The organism is Sphingobacterium mizutaii (genome assembly GCF_900187125.1).
Taxonomy (GTDB): Bacteria; Bacteroidota; Bacteroidia; order Sphingobacteriales; family Sphingobacteriaceae; genus Sphingobacterium; species Sphingobacterium mizutaii.
This window is the reverse complement of the sequence record NZ_LT906468.1, coordinates 2,079,416-2,095,860: the sequence shown is the minus strand read 5'-3', so window position 1 is coordinate 2,095,860 and position 16,445 is coordinate 2,079,416. Positions and strand designations below refer to the sequence as shown.

Here is a 16,445-nt window from a genome sequence, read left to right as displayed (position 1 = left end):
AGCTCACAATATTACAGCGAATAATTCTCCTTGAATCAATAAGATTTAGTTTTCATAATATTGAAAGTTCTCGCGGGTGACAATGTCTATTGGCATATATTGTAACTTCACGACCTTTCTTTTTGCAATAAAGAACTCGTACAAGGCTAAAAAGGCTTTATAACCTTGTTCCAAAGGTTTCTGGCAGATCAAGAAATCTATGATGCCATCTTTCAGGAATTCAATGTTCTTGGTATGATAACCATTACCAACCAATTTGATATGGTCTAGGCCTCTGCTTTTGAGATAATTTGCAACGATATATGCCCTTGAATTGGTTACATAAATAAGTTTAGGGTCCTTATTCAGTAGGTAATCGTCCATGAATACCGAAAACTCGTCATTTTCATTGATTTCAATATTGAAGCTATCAATAGAGCAATTGTATTGGCTGTCCAAAAAGTATTGCTCAAAACCACGGATCTTTTCCTCCAAATGCTGGATGGAATCTTTCTCACGCACCACATTAACCACTAAGATTTCGTCCTTGGGCTTAATGAGATATTGACAGAGGTGCCCCACTACCCTTCCGGACTGGATCAGATCTTGGCCAATATAACTTAATGGGTGTACTTTGGGAATTTGGGATTCAATAAAGACAAACTGAATTCGACGCTCAACACATTTGGCGGCAAATTCCCTGGTTTCATTGATAAAGATGGGAGCTACAATTACCCCGTCAATATGTTTGTTCAAAAGCTCTTCACTCTGTTCTATAAAACTCAAGCGGTCTTCCATATCAAAGAAATAGTAGCGTAAATCCACACCAAAATCCCCGAATTCAGAAAGTGCCTCCTTTATACCTGACACTGGAGCATTCCATTGATCTGCTTCCGAACATTCTTTGGGAATCAGGATACCAAACTTGTACACTCTTTTTGATGCTAATCTCTTAGCTAAAATGTTTGGCTTATAATCCATTTCTTTGATTATGGACAATATCTTTTCCTTAGTTTTTTGCGCTACGCCGGTTCGATTGTGAAGGACTCTATCGACTGTGGCTATGGAAACATTTGCTCTGCGAGCAATCTCTTTTACACCAGATAATTCAGATACTTTCATGCGTCTAGATAATTAAAGAAAATTTTTTACTCTTTGTTGTATTACACTATCATTTAAACGAAAATACACTTTTATATCTTTAATTATTATTTTCTTTTAAATTAATTTTCAATGAACAGGTTTTTACATATTAAAATCAAGGGTAAACCGATACTTAACAAAAATTTTGGTCTAACTTGACTAGGTTAAGTAAACATTAAATAATGGGATGAAAGCATCAGATGATAGAAAATGCTGAAATCTGAAGAAGAAAAATGAAGGAAACTTACTTAAAGTAATTAAATGTATATTGATTAGGAATACAGCAAACAAGCTGACTTTCTTTGGGTTAAAAAAATTAAGTAAGTTCGCATTTTCCTAATAATTATTTTTCAATTGAGATCCAGAGGTTTATTCGGCTTTAAGTTTATGCTTTTGGAGCATTGAATAAAATTAAAAAAGATTTAAAAAAAGTGGATGTTTAAAATACTTTTGCTTTTAATGAAAAACAGTCATTAATTATTCATAAAGTAGCTTTATTATTTATCATAATTGAAATAAAACCATTAAGATTTTATAATTTTATCGCCAAATTAAATTAAATAATGGAAATAGAAGTAGCGAAACGACTTCAACGAACTGAAGAATACTACTTTTCGAAGAAGTTGAGAGAGATCGATGAGATGAACAGGAACGGTGCGCAGGTAATCAACCTTGGCATCGGCAGTCCTGACTTGCCTCCTCATCCCGAAGTGATAAAGACACTTCAGGAGCAGGCCGCATTATCAACCACTCATGGCTATCAAAGTTATAAAGGCGCTCCTGCCCTTAGAACTGCCATGGCGGATTGGTATGCTCGATATTATCGCGTTTCACTAAATCCTAATACAGAAATCCTTCCATTAATTGGTTCTAAGGAAGGGATCGTCCATATTTGCATGACTTACCTGCAAGAAGCTGATGAGGCTTTGATCCCTAATCCAGGCTATCCTGCCTATTCAAGTGCGGTAACCATCACTGGAGCGACTCCGGTAACCTATAACTTAAAGGCTGAGAATAATTGGTTACCTGATTTCGAAGAACTTGAATCAAGAGATCTAAGTCGGGTTAAACTGATGTGGATCAATTACCCGCATATGCCTACTGGTTCATTAGCAGACCGTGCTTTCTTTGAAAGAATCATTGAATTTGGAAAGAAACACCAAATCCTGATTTGTCATGACAACCCATACAGTTTTATCCTGAATGAGCATCCGCAAAGTATCATGGAGGTGCCAGGTGCATTGGATGTGGCAATTGAGCTTAACTCGCTTAGTAAGTCCTCTAATATGGCAGGTTGGCGTATCGGCATGCTGATCGCGAATGAAAACAGGATCGGACAGATCATGAGGTTCAAGAGCAATATGGACTCTGGGATGTTCCTGCCGCTTCAATTGGCTGCTGCAAAAGCGCTGAGTTTAGATAAAGAATGGTACACGCAACTGAACCAAGAATATAAGCTGAGACGTGAGAAAGTTTTTGAAATCATGGATCTTTTGGGCTGTACATACGACAGAAACCAAGTTGGCCTATTTGTTTGGGCACGGATTCCGGAAGGGTTTGAGAACTCCTATCAGCTTTGTGATGATATTCTGTATAAAGCACATGTCTTTATCACTCCTGGAGGGATATTCGGTTCTGAAGGTGAGCAATTTATCCGCATCAGCCTATGTGCAAAAATCGAGGTTTATGAAAGTGCTATTGAGCGAATCAAAAAAGCATTAGTCTAGATCTTAGACCCTTTTTATTAATTTTTGAAGAATTTGAAATGAATATAGCAATCGTCGGAATAGGTTTGATCGGTGGTTCCATCGGTATCCGACTTAAAGAAACCACACTCTTCGATAAGATCATCGGAGTAGAAAAAAGCGAGGCAAATCAGAAAAAAGCCCTTCAATTGGGCTTGGTGGATGAAATCCAAACTTTAGATCAGGCTTTAAAATCCTGTAAAGTAATTGTATTGACTGTTCCTGTTGACGCCATCATGGTCTTGCTGCCAAAGTTATTGGATATAGCCACAGACCAGGTAATCATTGATATGGGTTCGACCAAATCGAATATCCTGAATCTGATCAAAGACCATCCTAACCGAGGCAGATACGTTGCTGCCCACCCTATGGCTGGTACTGAATATTCTGGTCCTGAAGCAGCTATCCCGAATTTATTCAAGGATAAGATGATGGTTTATGTAGAAGCCTTCCGCTCGGATGAAGATGCATTTGAATTGGCAGACAGCGTAACGGAACAGTTGGAAATGAAAACTTCTTTCATGACTGCTGAAGAGCATGATATGCATACAGCTTATGTGTCGCATATCTCCCACTTGACTTCCTTTGCCTTGGCGCTGACCGTCCTTGAAAAGGAAAAATCACAAGGTAGAATCTTTGAACTCGCTGGATCAGGTTTCCAATCGACCGTACGTCTAGCGAAATCATCTCCTGATATGTGGACCCCAATCTTCAAGCAAAACAGGACCAATGTGCTGGAAGTTTTGGAGGAACATATCAAACAACTGCAGCATATCTACGAAAAGATTGAGAACGAAGATTATGATGCAGTCCATAAATGGATCAAGAAATCCAATAAAATTAAACGTATCATTAAATAAGAGCTTATGTTGGAAAGAAAAACCTTAAGCAACGATTTGGTAAAATTAATCCCCATGATCAAGAATGATTTTGAATGGGTATTTGCTGCTGCATCTGATCCAGAAATCTGGGCGCAACATCCAGACAGCAATCGGTACACCCCGGTGGGTTTTACCAGATATTTTCAAAAACTGATTGATACTGATATCCCCTATTTGATCATTGACAACAAAACTGAACAAGTTATTGGTGCCACTTCATTCTATCATTATGATAGAAATGAAAAATCAATTGCGATTGGCTATACCTTTCTGGCCAAGGAATATTGGGGTGGAGAATACAACCAGTCTGTTAAAAACCTGATGATGGATTTCGCCTTTGAAAAAATGGACAAAGTAATTTTCCATGTCGCATCTGAAAATACGCGTTCTCAAAGAGCTTTGGAAAAAATCAATGCAGTAAAAGAGAATGAATTTGAGGAAAATGGCAGTATGAAATTTACTTACGCCATTTATAAAGACAAGAGATAATCAAATTATCAAACTGAATTTGAATCCCTTACAGTAAAAAGTAGGGGATTTTTTTTATGTTTATTTCATTTCAAAAATATAATATCGTAATATTGCGATACAGAGGTTTGATATGGGAATTACTAAGAGTGAGATCTTTACAGAGGAACAAAACAAGCTGGCCAATTACTTTAAGGTTTTGGGGCATCCAGCAAGGATTGCTATACTTCAGCATATCGTGAAGCAAAGGGGCTGTATCTGCAATGATTTAGTGGATGAGCTGGGATTGGCACAAGCCACCATATCGCAGCATCTGAAAGAGCTCAAAAGCGTAGATATCATTCAGGGTAGCATAGAAGGAAAGAGTGTATGCTATTGTATCAATGAAACGGTATGGAACGAGCTTCAAAATGTAATCCATCATTTCTTTGAAAAACCTTTTAAAAATGAAAAATGCTGTTAGCATTTTTTTTACCCTTAAGCATCGCAATATTACGATATATAAGTAAAAACAAATATTATGAAACTATCAGAAATAAAAGAAATCCTTCCCACACTGGACAATGTGGAGTTTCAATTAGAAAATGGAGTCCAAGTTCCTGAACATTTCCATGTCACTGAAGTCGGAAGCATCCATAAGAATTTCATTGACTGTGGTGGAACTATCCGTAATGAGAAAGTGGTCAATTTTCAGTTGTGGAGTGCCGACGATTTCGACCATCGTCTAAAACCAGCCAAATTATTGGACATCATCAAATTATCGGAAGAAAAGCTTCTGATCGAAGATGGGGAAATTGAAGTAGAATATCAGGCAGAAACCATCGGAAAGTATGATTTGGATTTCAACGGAAAGCAATTTATCCTGAAGAATAAGCAAACTGCTTGCTTAGCTGAGGATGCATGCGGTATTCCTCCAACAAAACAAAAGGTAAACTTGGCTGACCTGACTGTAATTGAGGGTTCTTGCTGCGTTCCTGGTTCGGGTTGCTGCTAAGACCAATATTTTTAAGGAACAAAAAAAAGGAAGGAATGGCGATTAACCATTCCTTCTTTCTATTAGGACCATCAGCATCAAACTGAGGACAAATCGTTCATCATCGACCTCCTGCTGGGTAAGTTTATTTACGGTGAATTTACGTCCAAAGAAGGAAGGTTCCTTTACAATTTCAAAGACCGGTTCATCCCGGTCATTTCGCAGGATATAAGCTGGATTGAAAACATAGCCAGAAAGTATCCCGATCAATGGAAGCTCTCCGAAAAGGCCATCCCAAAACTTTACCCAAGGGTTCTTTTCCTTGATGGTATGGTCTTGTACATCATTTGAATCCATCAGATTAAATGTAGAGCGCCAAAGGGATTTGATTGACTTCCTCCTCACCTTTCCAATTACCTTTCCGGTACGGTCAGAGATCGTGAAGGTTTGCTGAAAATCGATGAGCTTGTTCGAACGGAGCTCATACAGCAACTCAGCCTTGCTTTCATCCCTATAAACCATGATATGATCGCGCCAAGAGAAAATTTTCTCTCGGACATAGTAAATGCTGTTGCCATTGGCATCCTTCGCCGAGAAATCATTCGCGAGACTCGTAACACGAAATTGGAAATGTAAAGGATATTGTAAGTCTTTCATAAAATAAAAATATGGAATAGAATTGATATTTGAATATGACCATATTTCACATTTTCTTAATAGACTAAATGTTTACTTCACCTAAACCTAATTAATAAGTAATAATCCGATAACATCACCTGTATATTTTTGAAAAGGTTTTTGGATTCCAGATTTAAAATTGGGGTTCAACAAACAATAAATTAGCTTTTTGAACGGTTTTGAAGGCTGGGCTTCTTGGCGTCGTACTGGGATTCCAACGATAAAACCGGGACCATCTATACTTGCAAATATTCCCGTTCGTTATGTTTATTCAGACAATGAACAAAATAATCCAAGCCTATTGGATTGGGTCAATGCAAATATGGGTGGAAAAATGCCTAATCAAAATGTGAAAGTTTGGTTTCAACCATAATGCTTATTTTTAATAATTACTCTTCCTATCTAATAATTATTAGATAGGAAGAATTACTGTAATCAACCTTATGAAGAAATTAATAATTACCCTTAGTATTGGAATCTGTTTGTTTTCAAACTTCAATTCCTTCGCCCAAGTTAAACCAATCGCATTTCTTCCAAATGCCCATTCCCATAACGACTATACTCGAAACAATCCTTTTAACCAAGCTTATGGCTTAGGTTTTGGATCAATTGAGGCAGATTTATTCTTAAAAGATGGAGAGCTTTTTGTTGCCCATGACCCTGAAGATATTACAAAGGATAGGACCTTTACCAAACTATACTTAGAACCCATCCTTGATGCTTATAAACATAGTACTGATGGATACCTGTTCCCTAACAAAGGTCAATTGCAATTATTGATTGACCCTAAAACTGAGGGTGCCCCCATATTGGAACACCTTACAAAGTTGTTAAAACCGCATCGTGAACTTTTTGACAGCAAAAATAATCCTAAGGCGGTCAAGCTTGTGATAAGTGGGAACCGTCCTAAGCCTGCAGATTTCCATAAATACGATGAAATCTTCTTTTTCGATGGAACTTTGAATGAAAAATACAATCAAAAAGAACTTGCAAGAATAGGATTGGTGAGCGCTAGTTTTGGCTCTTTATCAAAATGGAATGGCCTTGGTCGATTAACTGACAAGGATTTGCAAAAGGTTAAATCTAAAGTTGATTCAGTACACAACTTGGGAAAGAAAATCAGATTTTGGGCGGCACCAGATACCAAAACTACTTGGTATGAATGGCAAAAAATAGGGATAGATTTTATCAATACAGACAAACCATTCGAGTTAAGTGAGTTCCTGGTCAATGAACCGAAAACAGCTTATCAAGAAAACTCTCCTTATTCGCCCTATCAGATTAAAGGGGACTTCAAAACTGGCTTAAAGCCAAAAAACATTATACTTTTGATCAGTGATGGTGCTGGACTATCCCAACTCTGGGCGGCTGCCATGGCAAACAGAGGTAATTTGAATGTCCTCAACATGCCTTATACAGGTTATCTTAAAACACAGCCTACTGACAATTACCATACGGATTCAGCGGCTGGAGGTAGTGCCATTGCCACTGGACACAAAACAAAAAACAGATACATCGGCGTGGATAGCCTTGGCAATAAAGTGGCGAATCTACCTGATCGCTTAAACAGCATTGGAATGCGTACTGGTATTGTTTCCAATGATGATATCACAGGTGCCACTCCTTCTGCTTTTTTCACTCATGTCAACGAAAGGGACCTTTCGGATAGTATTGCAAACGATATCCAAACCAGTACGTTGAACTTATTTATCGGTGGCTCTAACCAATCTTTTACAAAACAAGACAGTTCATTGATTAAAAAGTTAAGATCTAAAGGTTTTGAAATAGGAACTTCTTTGGAAACCGTTAAAAGAAGTTCAGCTAAGCAACTATTGGTATTCCAAGAAGATCAAGTTGACCATAAATGGAATAAATTGGACAAGGAGCAATCGGAAATCAAAACTTCATATCGCTTTATCGAACATGCCTTAGAACCTTCGATTGATTTCCTGAAAAAAGGAAACAACAAAGGTTTCTTTTTAATGATTGAGGGAGCTAAGATTGATGGTGGCGGACATAGCAATTCCACTGGATTCTCCATTACCGAATACTTGAGTTTCGATAGATTAGTTGGTCAAGCGCTGGAGTTTGCAGAGAAAGACCAGGAAACTTTAGTCATCGTCACTTCGGAACATGAAACTGGAGGAATGATTATCCTAGATGCTGATCCTAAAACTGGAAGAGTATTGGCGAATTTTGCTACTAATGACCATACTGGAATACCAGTTCCTTTGATGGCTTTTGGACCTGCTGCTGAACGCTTTCAAGGGTTTTTGGATAACACGGATATCGCAAAAATTATTTATGAATTAAAAGGGCTAAACTAGTCGGTCTTTCAAGCATTAAAAAAGGCTAGTCTTAATTGGAAACTCAACCAATGCAGACTAGCCTTTTATTATTTATATTTCTCTTATCTCTTCAAAGAATTCGGATTAATATTTCCATTTCAATCTGTCAAATACTTTAGACCACATCCAAATCGGCCCAATCGTCAATAGCTTCAAGAATGAAGCATTTCCTTTTTTCACTTTATTGCTGCTCACGAAAAGCCCTAGCAATCCGATGATGGCAATGATACTACATACCAAGATCACTGTTGGTCCACCGTCACGTTCTACATATTCCAATTGAACTATGAAATAACTCATGATCCCAATCGTGAATAATACCGCATAAGACAATGTAGGAGCTAGTTTCAAATAGCAATAGATTACGATAGCAATAAAAAATGATCCCCAGTTCAAAAAGGTATGGGCATTCATCTTCACCAGAAAGTCTAACTGCGGAAAAGGAATCATCCAGATTAAGCCCATGATCCCGAAGAAGGCCAAAAACAAAGATATGGCATATATTGCATAGTTTCCTGTTCCATAAGTTTGATCCAATTCGTAAAAATGTTTCTCTACAGGTCTGGAAAACTCTACCTTTTTATTGGTTTCATTAGCCTTTTTCTTCATGCCTGCAAAGTTAACTATTCTTCGCTAAAATTTTATCCTTTCTATACGCATAATAAAACACCACTGGCAATACTGCAAAGGATAGAATCAAACAGATCAACAACCCTCCAACGATCATAATCGCTAATGGTTTCTGTATCTCCGATCCCATTCCACTCGAAAGGGCTGCTGGCAATAATCCCATGGAACCCATTAAGGCAATCATCACAATGGATCTGATCCTACTTTTCACTCCTTGGTCAATAGCTTCTTTGAGAGGCTTCTTCTTCAGGTACTCTTTCATTACGGCAATCAAGATGATACCATTGATCGTATTTACACCGAACAGGATAATCAATCCTATACCGGCAGAAATCCCAAAGATGGTGCCTGTGATCCATAAGGAAAGGAATCCTCCGATAAATGCAAATGGAATGGTTATGGCAGCAATGGCTGTATCTTTCATGTTTCCAAAATTGCTATAAAGCAATATGAGAATCAAAACCAAGGAGATAGGAATAACCGTCATCAATTGCTTGGTTGCACGTTCCTTACTCTCAAATTCACCTGCCCATTCCATATAGTTCTCTTTTGGGAGTTTTATGGAACTAGCTACCACTTCTTTGGCCTCTTCAATCGTACTTCCCAAATCCCTTCCTGAAATGCTAAAACCAATACCGATATAGCGGCTATTTCCCTCGCGATAGATAAATGCTGGTCCAGTCACATAACCGATACTGGCAATTTCCTGCAATGGGATGTTTTCCCCTGTGCTGGTCGGAATCAAGATATTCCCTATTTTCTCTGGTGTATCTCGATATTCTTTATTGAAACGCAGCACCACATCAAACTGCCTGTCTTTTTCATAAAACTTGGTTGCAGCCTGCCCACCGATGGTCATCGCAATTACTGCCTGAACATCTTTGGTAAAAATGCCGTACTTTGCCATTTTAGAATCATGGAGTTGGATCCGCAATTCAGGCAATCCGATGTTCTTGTAAACATTGATATCAGTTATCCCCCGGACCTTTCCTATCGCATCTGAAACTTGGTTCGCATAGTCTTCCAATTGATATAGATCATCACCAAAAATCTTGATTACCAAAGAACTCTTAACCCCTGCTACATATTCCTCTACGTTATCTTGGATTGGTTGACTAAATCCGAAGTTAATCCCTGGATACTGATTCAATTTCTCTCTTAGCTCTTCAATGATCTCCTCCTTATTCAATCCTCGTTTCCAAGTATTCTGTTCGGTCAATTGCACATTGAACTCAATATTAAAAAATCCTGTAGGGTCTGTTCCATCATTAGGCCTCCCCGTCTGGGTTAAGATAAAATCAATTTCAAGACTGGTTTCAACCATCAATTTCTTCATCTCTTTGGTCAATCTGCTAGATTCGTCCAGATTAATGCTGTTGGGTAAAGTAGCTCTAATATAGATTGCACCCTCATTTAATTGCGGTAGAAATTCAGAACCGTAATTCATGAATTTTATAGAACATAGCGCTAGGATACCAACAAATAGGATTAGAGTTAATTTCTTGAATTTTAAAGCATAGCTATAAAGGCCATAAATGGATCTGTGGAAGAATCTTGTCACTATGTTTTCCTTCTCTTCCATACCCTTTGTAAAAAGCAATTTACACATCGCTGGAACATAGGTCAAACTCAATATCAAAGAACCTAACAATGCATAGCCTAAGGTAAAGGCTAATGGGGTAAACATTTTGCCTTCTACCTTTTGGAAAGAGAAAATGGGCAATAAGGCAACAATCAGAATCATTAATGCAAAGAAAATATAGGATGCAACGCTTCCTGCACTTTTCTTGATGACCCCCATCTTGGACATCTTAGCGAACCGCTCTGGACCTACCTTATGCGACAGGGTCGCTAAAGCGACAAATACCGTTTCCACGATCACCAAGGTTCCCTCCAATAATAAACCGAAATCCAAAGAGCCCATTGAAATCAAATTCGCTGGCAGCCCCTGGATCTTCAGCATTATTATGGCAAATAAAAATGAAAGTGGAATAACGGAAGCCACAATAAAGGTGGATTTCCAATTGTAAAGGAAAATAAATACGATCAGCGACACCAATAAAACACCTTCTACAATGTTTTTAGACACTGTCTTCACGGTACTGTCGACTAATTTAGTTCGGTCAACGGCTGTTTCGATCTTTACATTATCAGGTAATGTCCTGGAATTTAACTCTTCAATCTTCTCCTTTAGCAATCCAATAACCTCGGAAGGGTTCTCCCCTCTCAACATTACAACGATCCCTTCTACAACATCTTCTTGATCATTGTATCCTACGCGACCCAACCTTGGTTTATTGGAAACTACAACTTCTGCAACGTTTTTTATCAAAACAGGTGTAGAGCCATTTAATTTGACTGTAATATTTCCTATATCTTCGATCTTGTCCAATAATCCAACACCCCGAACCACATAAGCCTGATCGCCTTGTTGGATAACATCTCCACCCACATTGATATTGGATTTTGACACCGCCTCATACACATCAAGCGGAGTCAAACTGAAATTCTTTAATTCCGTTGGATTGATCTTGATTTCATAAATTTTCTCCTCTCCTCCAAAACTGATCACGTTGGCAACACCCGGTACAGATAGAAGCTCCCTCTCAATCACCCAATCTTGGATAGCAGAGATTTCTTTAATGGGCAGATCACTTTTAATAATGTACCTGAAGATCTCCCCGGTAGCACCGGAAGGAGGTTCGACCTCAATTTCAGTACCTTCAGGAAGATCGATGCCTGCCAATTTATTCGAAACATATTGTTGTGCATAAAAGTCATCAACCCCATCATCAAACTGAACAGTGACAACGGAGAGACCAAACAAGGAAATCGAACGGATATTAGACTTCCTCGGAATGCTGTTCATCTCCTTGGAGATTGGCAAAGTCACCAACTTCTCGACCTCCTCTGCACTTCGACCTGGCCATTGGATGATAATCCTTGCCCTAGTATTGGTAACATCAGGAAAGGCCTCAATCGCGGTATGCTTCAACGCATATATCCCAGCAAACAGGAGCGCAAAGGTTGCAATTAAAATAAAAGTGGTGTTCCTTAATGAAAAGGTGACTATATTCTGAACAAACTTCTTCATTCTTACAATCCCTTAATCTGTTCAAAAATCAACAAAGCATTACTACCTATAACCTTCTCATTCTCGGCTAATTTATTGCTTACATAAGTAACCTCTTCATTACTTGAAATGACATCAAGCTTCTTCGCTTCTAATTGGCAATCTCCTTTGTAAACCACCATGAAATTCTCATTATTGCTGAATACAAGTGACTTATTCGGAATAGCTAATGCAGTTTCTTCTGATTTGACCTTGTCGATGATGATATCGGCACTTAAGCCTGGCATCAAGTTTAGGTTTTGGTTTTCCAAAACCACCCTAGCCTTCATGACATGCTCGTTGGCATCAAAAACATTGTATATTTTATCAATCTTTCCTGTATAAACCTGGTCTGGATAAGCAATGGTCCTGACCTTTACCTGATCCCCAGTTTTGATAAATCTCAGATTACTCGCATAGACATTCAACATCACCCATACTTCCTTCAGATTCGAAATAGAAAACAATGGATCGCTTTCTTGGGTGATAATCTGTCCTTGACTGATATCTTTCTGAATGATATATCCATTTTTAGGCGCTAGGATTTGAAATGTACCCTCACCTACAGCATGATAGAGCTGCAAGGATTGATTAATGCGTTTCAATTCAATCTTGGCACTTTCCAACTCATGCTCCACCTGCAACATTTCAGGTTCCGAGATCATCCCATCTTTCAAGAGATCTTTCTTGGTAACCAAAAGCTTTGCCAAGAGATTGATCTGGTTTTGCTGTGCATTTTTCTGTTGAAACAAGCTCTGGATTTCCGTTGATTTGATCGTCGCAAGGACCTGCCCTTTTTTGACCTGATCACCAAGCTCAAAATCGACCCTATCAACTACCCCCAATAACAAACTTCTAAAGGTCACCAGGTCATTCTCATTATATTCAATCTTCCCAGACAAGGTTAATTGCTCTACAATGGGGCTTTCCTTGACCGTAATAATCTCTGTACTCTTTTTTAATTGATCACTGATACAGAAAGCTTTTGTGCTGTCCTGTACATCGATTTGTTGCTGCTGGCTGCTTCCACAGCCAGTGCAACATGCAATCAGGGTAATTAAACCTAAGGGTAAACTTTTAATATTTTTCATTATTATAGTTCTTGGCCAACAACATACTGTAGTTGCTCAAATGTGATTAAATAACTTTCCTGTAATTCCAGATAGGCTTGCTGTGCCTCACGAAAGGCTTGTGAGAAATCAATGAATTCAATTAAAGTAACCTGTTGGTCCTTTAGATATTTGATATAATTCTCCAGAACCTTTTGCTGAGCTTCCGTATTATTGTCTTTCCAATTCGTCAAGTTCTCCCGATATAAAGCCAGTTTATTCAATAACTTGTCGATTTCATTCCCAATCTCCAATTGTCCAGCATTTAACTGAGCCTGTCCTTGTTCTACTTGTATTTTTGCAGCTTGTATATTTCCCTTATTTCTATTGAAAATGGGCAGATCAATATTGACCCCAATACCGATGAAATTACTCATCACATTTCCCCCACGCTCATAATTCATCAATAGGTTCAAGTTTGGAGTCCTTTGTGCTTTCTCTAAGCTCAATTGTCCTTCAGATAGATGAATTTCATTAGCCATCGAGCGCAGATAGATATTTTGGGATTTAGCTTGTTCCTTGAGGTCAGAAGATAACAGGGGCTTCTCTTCGACCTGAAACTGATCAAAGGATAATTGTCCCGCATTCAAATCCGGCAATTGTGTAAGGGTTTTTAACTGTTGGAGGATCTCATTTTTCTGGCTCTTCAAATCCAAGAGCTCCTTCTGTATACCAACCAACTCGGTATGCACCCTCAAATAGCTTACTTGGGAAACATGCTGCTTTTCAGCTTGGACTTTATATTGTTCATTCAACTTAGAAAACAATTCCAAAATGGAATGCAATTGTTGTTCTTCTAACTGAATTCTTTGCAGACTATAAAAATTGGTTCTTAGATCTAGTTTTAGTTGCCTCAGGATTTCTTCAAACTCCAATTGGGCCGAAGTCTTTTCCAAAGTTTTTATGGCAACTCGCTTCTTTCGTTTTCCGGCAGTCTCGATCAATTGTTCCAAACCCATATTGATCTGTTGCTTGCTGCCAAAATTGCCAATCATATTGGGCATGGTTTCAAAGGAACTATTTGCCCAAAGGTTTAGATTATCCACAGTAAGGTTAGGATTGGCCCACAACTTTTCCTGCACGATCAAGGCTTCCGCTTTATCAATATGAAACTTGTTCGCGATTAACTGCAAATTGTTCTTCAGAAACTGGGCTTCTAAATCCTTAAGGGAATAAGTCTGAGCTTGCAGAATAACAGCAAGGCTGCTTAATATGAAAACTAGATAGAATTTCTTCACCATTAATCTTTTCTGCAAACCTATAATTTGCAGATTAAGGTGAGTTTTAAATTAGATTAGAATTTGATTAGAATTTTAAAGAGACCTGTGTGCCGACCCCTTCACTATATAATTGCATGTCAATTTTGTGCAGCACAAAAATAATATTGGCCATAGAGAGTCCAATTCCTTTTCCTGCATATTTTCCGGTATTCTCACCACGGTAGAAATTCTCCTTGACCATATTTAGATCCTCTTGCGAAATCCCGATTCCTTGGTCAACTACCAACACCTCCAACCTTCCAAGTTCTTCATGGATTACAACAGTTATTTTTTTATTATCCGAATACTTTATTGCGTTCTCAATGATATTATTGAAAGCTAAAGCTAATAATTTCTCATTTCCATCCCATTCCAATAGATTGGCTTTCTCAACCTCGATCTTCACTTCAATATCAGCTTGGTAATAAAGCACCGCATTTTCAATGACCTGCCAAATGATCTCATCGACCCTTAATCTAGAAAACTCAAAATTTGTTTTAGCACCAGAAAGCAACATCATGTTTTCCAAAGTCTCTTCTAGGTCATTGGTATATTGCTTGAGCTGTTGAATGACATCCTCGTATTCTTCCTTACTCCGCTCTCGTTGATTTGTCACTTCCAAAGTACCCAGCAATGCCGTGATAGGAGTCCTGAGCTCATGCGAAACATAATCAATGAAATTCTTCTGCACGTTAAAGGTCTGTGAAATACGATCAACAAATAAATTATAGGTATTCACCAAATCCTGGATCTCGGAATAAGAGCGATCTAAATGGATGGGTTTTTCAAAATTCTGGCTATCTCGGTCTTTGATCTGTTTGATCACATTCACGATCGGTTGGTACGCGATATAGCCCAAGAATCTGGAGAAGAAGTAAATGATGCTTAAGCCAACAAAAAATGCAATGATCAATATATGCAACAAGGATTGCATCTGCTTGTTAAAACCGTCCTTGGATTCCCTGGTGACAATCACGAAATCACCTTCATTGTCATTATAGAAGATTCCATTATAAAAGAAATGTTCTGTATTGAAGAAGGCGTTCTTTTCTGTTCTTGCTTGTTGTAAAAAGTCTTTCGAGATATCAGAAATAACAGACATATCGCCAGCCTTCCTCTTATCTAGGCTGTCAAATACGACGATATCCCTTCTTGAAATCGTCTTCTGCAGCTGCTTTTGGATATTCTCGTGGTCCAAGCTGCTCAATTCATCTCGCTCCAGATAATAGATCGCTGCCAAAAGGGATTTACTTTCTAGCGCATGCTGTTCAGACTTTTCCATCTGCACGTAATAGGCAAAATAGATGGTAACTGAAATCAGCAGTGTGACCACACTAAAAATACAGATAGAATATAAGGCTAACCTATGCTTTAACTTCATGAATCGTACTTAAACATATATCCAATCCCTTTAACGGTCTGGATAAACTTCTGATCTTGACTTTCGACTTTATTCCGCAGATAGGATATATAAACATCCACTACATTGCTATGATTGTTAAAAGTGATACCCCAAACAGCATTTAAAATTTGCATGCGGCTAACCGTCTTATTTCGGTTTTCAATCAGGTACATGAGCAATTTAAATTCCCGCGGTGAGAGATCGACCAATTCGCCCTTTAAATATACTTTATACTGATCTGTATCAATTTGCAACTCATCAAATTCCAATATCGGGTTCTTTGGCTTATCCTGCATCTGGTATTGCTTCCTTCTGCTCAATGCATTGATACGGGAAAGCAGTTCCTCAAAATGGAAAGGTTTGGTCAAATAATCATCAGCACCATAGTCCAAGGAGGTAACCTTGTCCTGAATGCTATTTAGGGCACTCAGCATCAGTACAGGCGCATACACCTGTTTATAGCGTAAGGTCTGCAGTAGCTGCACCCCATCTATACCCGGCAACATGATATCCAAAACGATCACATCCCAATCCACCTTCAGGTTCTCCTCCAACAAGGCATCTTCCGCATTCCTGCAGAGGGTAACCAAAAAGCCATTTTCCTCTAATCCTTTAATCAAAAAGGAGCTTATCCGATGATCATCTTCAACAACTAATACTTGCATTTCTTTTAATTATTTCAAATTTAGCCATTTAGCCTATACCTTAATGCTATTTT

General features: G+C 38.4%; 15 protein-coding genes. 7 read left to right on the top strand and 8 right to left on the bottom strand.

Annotation, left to right across the window (positions count from 1 at the left end):
• Window positions 1-45 precede the first annotated feature (45 nt).
• Entirely contained in the window at window positions 46-1,101 is a 1,056-nt protein-coding gene (locus tag CKW03_RS08960; protein ID WP_093095949.1) for a LacI family DNA-binding transcriptional regulator, read from the bottom strand.
• A gap of 584 nt (window positions 1,102-1,685) precedes the next feature.
• Here CKW03_RS08960 and CKW03_RS08955 point away from each other — a divergent pair.
• From CKW03_RS08955 to CKW03_RS08935, 5 genes are all read left to right on the top strand, one after another.
• Complete coding sequence (locus tag CKW03_RS08955; RefSeq protein WP_093095947.1) at window positions 1,686-2,849, top strand: pyridoxal phosphate-dependent aminotransferase; 1,164 nt, start codon at window positions 1,686-1,688, stop codon at window positions 2,847-2,849.
• Between the two features lie 38 nt (window positions 2,850-2,887).
• A complete protein-coding gene (locus CKW03_RS08950) occupies window positions 2,888-3,727 on the top strand; it encodes a prephenate dehydrogenase (RefSeq protein WP_093095945.1) in 840 nt (279 codons plus the stop codon).
• 6 nt (window positions 3,728-3,733) lie between these two features.
• Entirely contained in the window at window positions 3,734-4,237 is a 504-nt protein-coding gene (locus tag CKW03_RS08945) for a GNAT family N-acetyltransferase (protein ID WP_093095944.1), read from the top strand.
• A gap of 112 nt (window positions 4,238-4,349) precedes the next feature.
• Window positions 4,350-4,679 (top strand): ArsR/SmtB family transcription factor, encoded by a 330-nt coding sequence (locus tag CKW03_RS08940; RefSeq protein ID WP_093095942.1) that lies wholly within the window; start codon window positions 4,350-4,352, stop codon window positions 4,677-4,679.
• 57 nt (window positions 4,680-4,736) lie between these two features.
• Complete coding sequence (locus tag CKW03_RS08935) at window positions 4,737-5,210, top strand: DUF6428 family protein (RefSeq protein WP_093095940.1); 474 nt, start codon at window positions 4,737-4,739, stop codon at window positions 5,208-5,210.
• 42 nt (window positions 5,211-5,252) lie between these two features.
• Here CKW03_RS08935 and CKW03_RS08930 read toward each other — a convergent pair whose 3' ends face one another.
• Window positions 5,253-5,846 (bottom strand): LURP-one-related family protein, encoded by a 594-nt coding sequence (locus tag CKW03_RS08930; protein ID WP_093095938.1) that lies wholly within the window; start codon window positions 5,844-5,846, stop codon window positions 5,253-5,255.
• A 190-nt stretch (window positions 5,847-6,036) separates the two neighbouring features.
• Between CKW03_RS08930 and CKW03_RS08925 the strand changes: the two genes are divergently transcribed.
• Window positions 6,037-6,240, top strand: coding sequence for a SusD/RagB family nutrient-binding outer membrane lipoprotein (locus CKW03_RS08925; protein WP_236736447.1), 204 nt, complete (start codon window positions 6,037-6,039; stop codon window positions 6,238-6,240).
• 70 nt (window positions 6,241-6,310) lie between these two features.
• Window positions 6,311-8,194, top strand: a complete 1,884-nt coding sequence (locus CKW03_RS08920) for an alkaline phosphatase (protein WP_093095935.1) — start codon at window positions 6,311-6,313, stop codon at window positions 8,192-8,194.
• Between the two features lie 105 nt (window positions 8,195-8,299).
• Here the strand turns inward: CKW03_RS08920 and CKW03_RS08915 are convergent, their stop codons facing one another.
• The 6 genes from CKW03_RS08915 to CKW03_RS08890 are packed head-to-tail and all read right to left on the bottom strand — an operon-like array spanning window position 8,300 to window position 16,392.
• On the bottom strand, window positions 8,300-8,824 hold the full coding sequence (locus CKW03_RS08915) for a hypothetical protein (RefSeq protein ID WP_093095933.1): 525 nt from the start codon (window positions 8,822-8,824) through the stop codon (window positions 8,300-8,302).
• A gap of 10 nt (window positions 8,825-8,834) precedes the next feature.
• A complete protein-coding gene (locus tag CKW03_RS08910; RefSeq protein ID WP_093095931.1) occupies window positions 8,835-11,939 on the bottom strand; it encodes an efflux RND transporter permease subunit in 3,105 nt (1,034 codons plus the stop codon).
• A 2-nt stretch (window positions 11,940-11,941) separates the two neighbouring features.
• On the bottom strand, window positions 11,942-13,048 hold the full coding sequence (locus CKW03_RS08905) for an efflux RND transporter periplasmic adaptor subunit (protein ID WP_093095929.1): 1,107 nt from the start codon (window positions 13,046-13,048) through the stop codon (window positions 11,942-11,944).
• Between the two features lie 2 nt (window positions 13,049-13,050).
• Window positions 13,051-14,322, bottom strand: coding sequence for a TolC family protein (locus CKW03_RS08900; RefSeq protein WP_139185428.1), 1,272 nt, complete (start codon window positions 14,320-14,322; stop codon window positions 13,051-13,053).
• Between the two features lie 49 nt (window positions 14,323-14,371).
• Complete coding sequence (locus CKW03_RS08895) at window positions 14,372-15,706, bottom strand: sensor histidine kinase (protein ID WP_197700998.1); 1,335 nt, start codon at window positions 15,704-15,706, stop codon at window positions 14,372-14,374.
• On the bottom strand, window positions 15,703-16,392 hold the full coding sequence (locus CKW03_RS08890; RefSeq protein WP_093095925.1) for a response regulator transcription factor: 690 nt from the start codon (window positions 16,390-16,392) through the stop codon (window positions 15,703-15,705). The genes CKW03_RS08895 and CKW03_RS08890 overlap by 4 nt, the downstream gene beginning before the upstream one ends.
• Window positions 16,393-16,445 lie beyond the last annotated feature (53 nt).

What these genes read in the sequence shown, in the direction of transcription:
- CKW03_RS08960 (WP_093095949.1), bottom strand. Translation starts at nt 1,101, where the DNA reads ATGAAAGTATCTGAATTATCTGGTGTAAAAGAGATTGCTCGCAGAGCA.
- CKW03_RS08955 (WP_093095947.1), top strand. Translation starts at nt 1,686, where the DNA reads ATGGAAATAGAAGTAGCGAAACGACTTCAACGAACTGAAGAATACTAC.
- CKW03_RS08950 (WP_093095945.1), top strand. Translation starts at nt 2,888, where the DNA reads ATGAATATAGCAATCGTCGGAATAGGTTTGATCGGTGGTTCCATCGGT.
- CKW03_RS08945 (WP_093095944.1), top strand. Translation starts at nt 3,734, where the DNA reads ATGTTGGAAAGAAAAACCTTAAGCAACGATTTGGTAAAATTAATCCCC.
- CKW03_RS08940 (WP_093095942.1), top strand. Translation starts at nt 4,350, where the DNA reads ATGGGAATTACTAAGAGTGAGATCTTTACAGAGGAACAAAACAAGCTG.
- CKW03_RS08935 (WP_093095940.1), top strand. Translation starts at nt 4,737, where the DNA reads ATGAAACTATCAGAAATAAAAGAAATCCTTCCCACACTGGACAATGTG.
- CKW03_RS08930 (WP_093095938.1), bottom strand. Translation starts at nt 5,846, where the DNA reads ATGAAAGACTTACAATATCCTTTACATTTCCAATTTCGTGTTACGAGT.
- CKW03_RS08920 (WP_093095935.1), top strand. Translation starts at nt 6,311, where the DNA reads ATGAAGAAATTAATAATTACCCTTAGTATTGGAATCTGTTTGTTTTCA.
- CKW03_RS08915 (WP_093095933.1), bottom strand. Translation starts at nt 8,824, where the DNA reads ATGAAGAAAAAGGCTAATGAAACCAATAAAAAGGTAGAGTTTTCCAGA.
- CKW03_RS08910 (WP_093095931.1), bottom strand. Translation starts at nt 11,939, where the DNA reads ATGAAGAAGTTTGTTCAGAATATAGTCACCTTTTCATTAAGGAACACC.
- CKW03_RS08905 (WP_093095929.1), bottom strand. Translation starts at nt 13,048, where the DNA reads ATGAAAAATATTAAAAGTTTACCCTTAGGTTTAATTACCCTGATTGCA.
- CKW03_RS08895 (WP_197700998.1), bottom strand. Translation starts at nt 15,706, where the DNA reads ATGAAGTTAAAGCATAGGTTAGCCTTATATTCTATCTGTATTTTTAGT.
- CKW03_RS08890 (WP_093095925.1), bottom strand. Translation starts at nt 16,392, where the DNA reads ATGCAAGTATTAGTTGTTGAAGATGATCATCGGATAAGCTCCTTTTTG.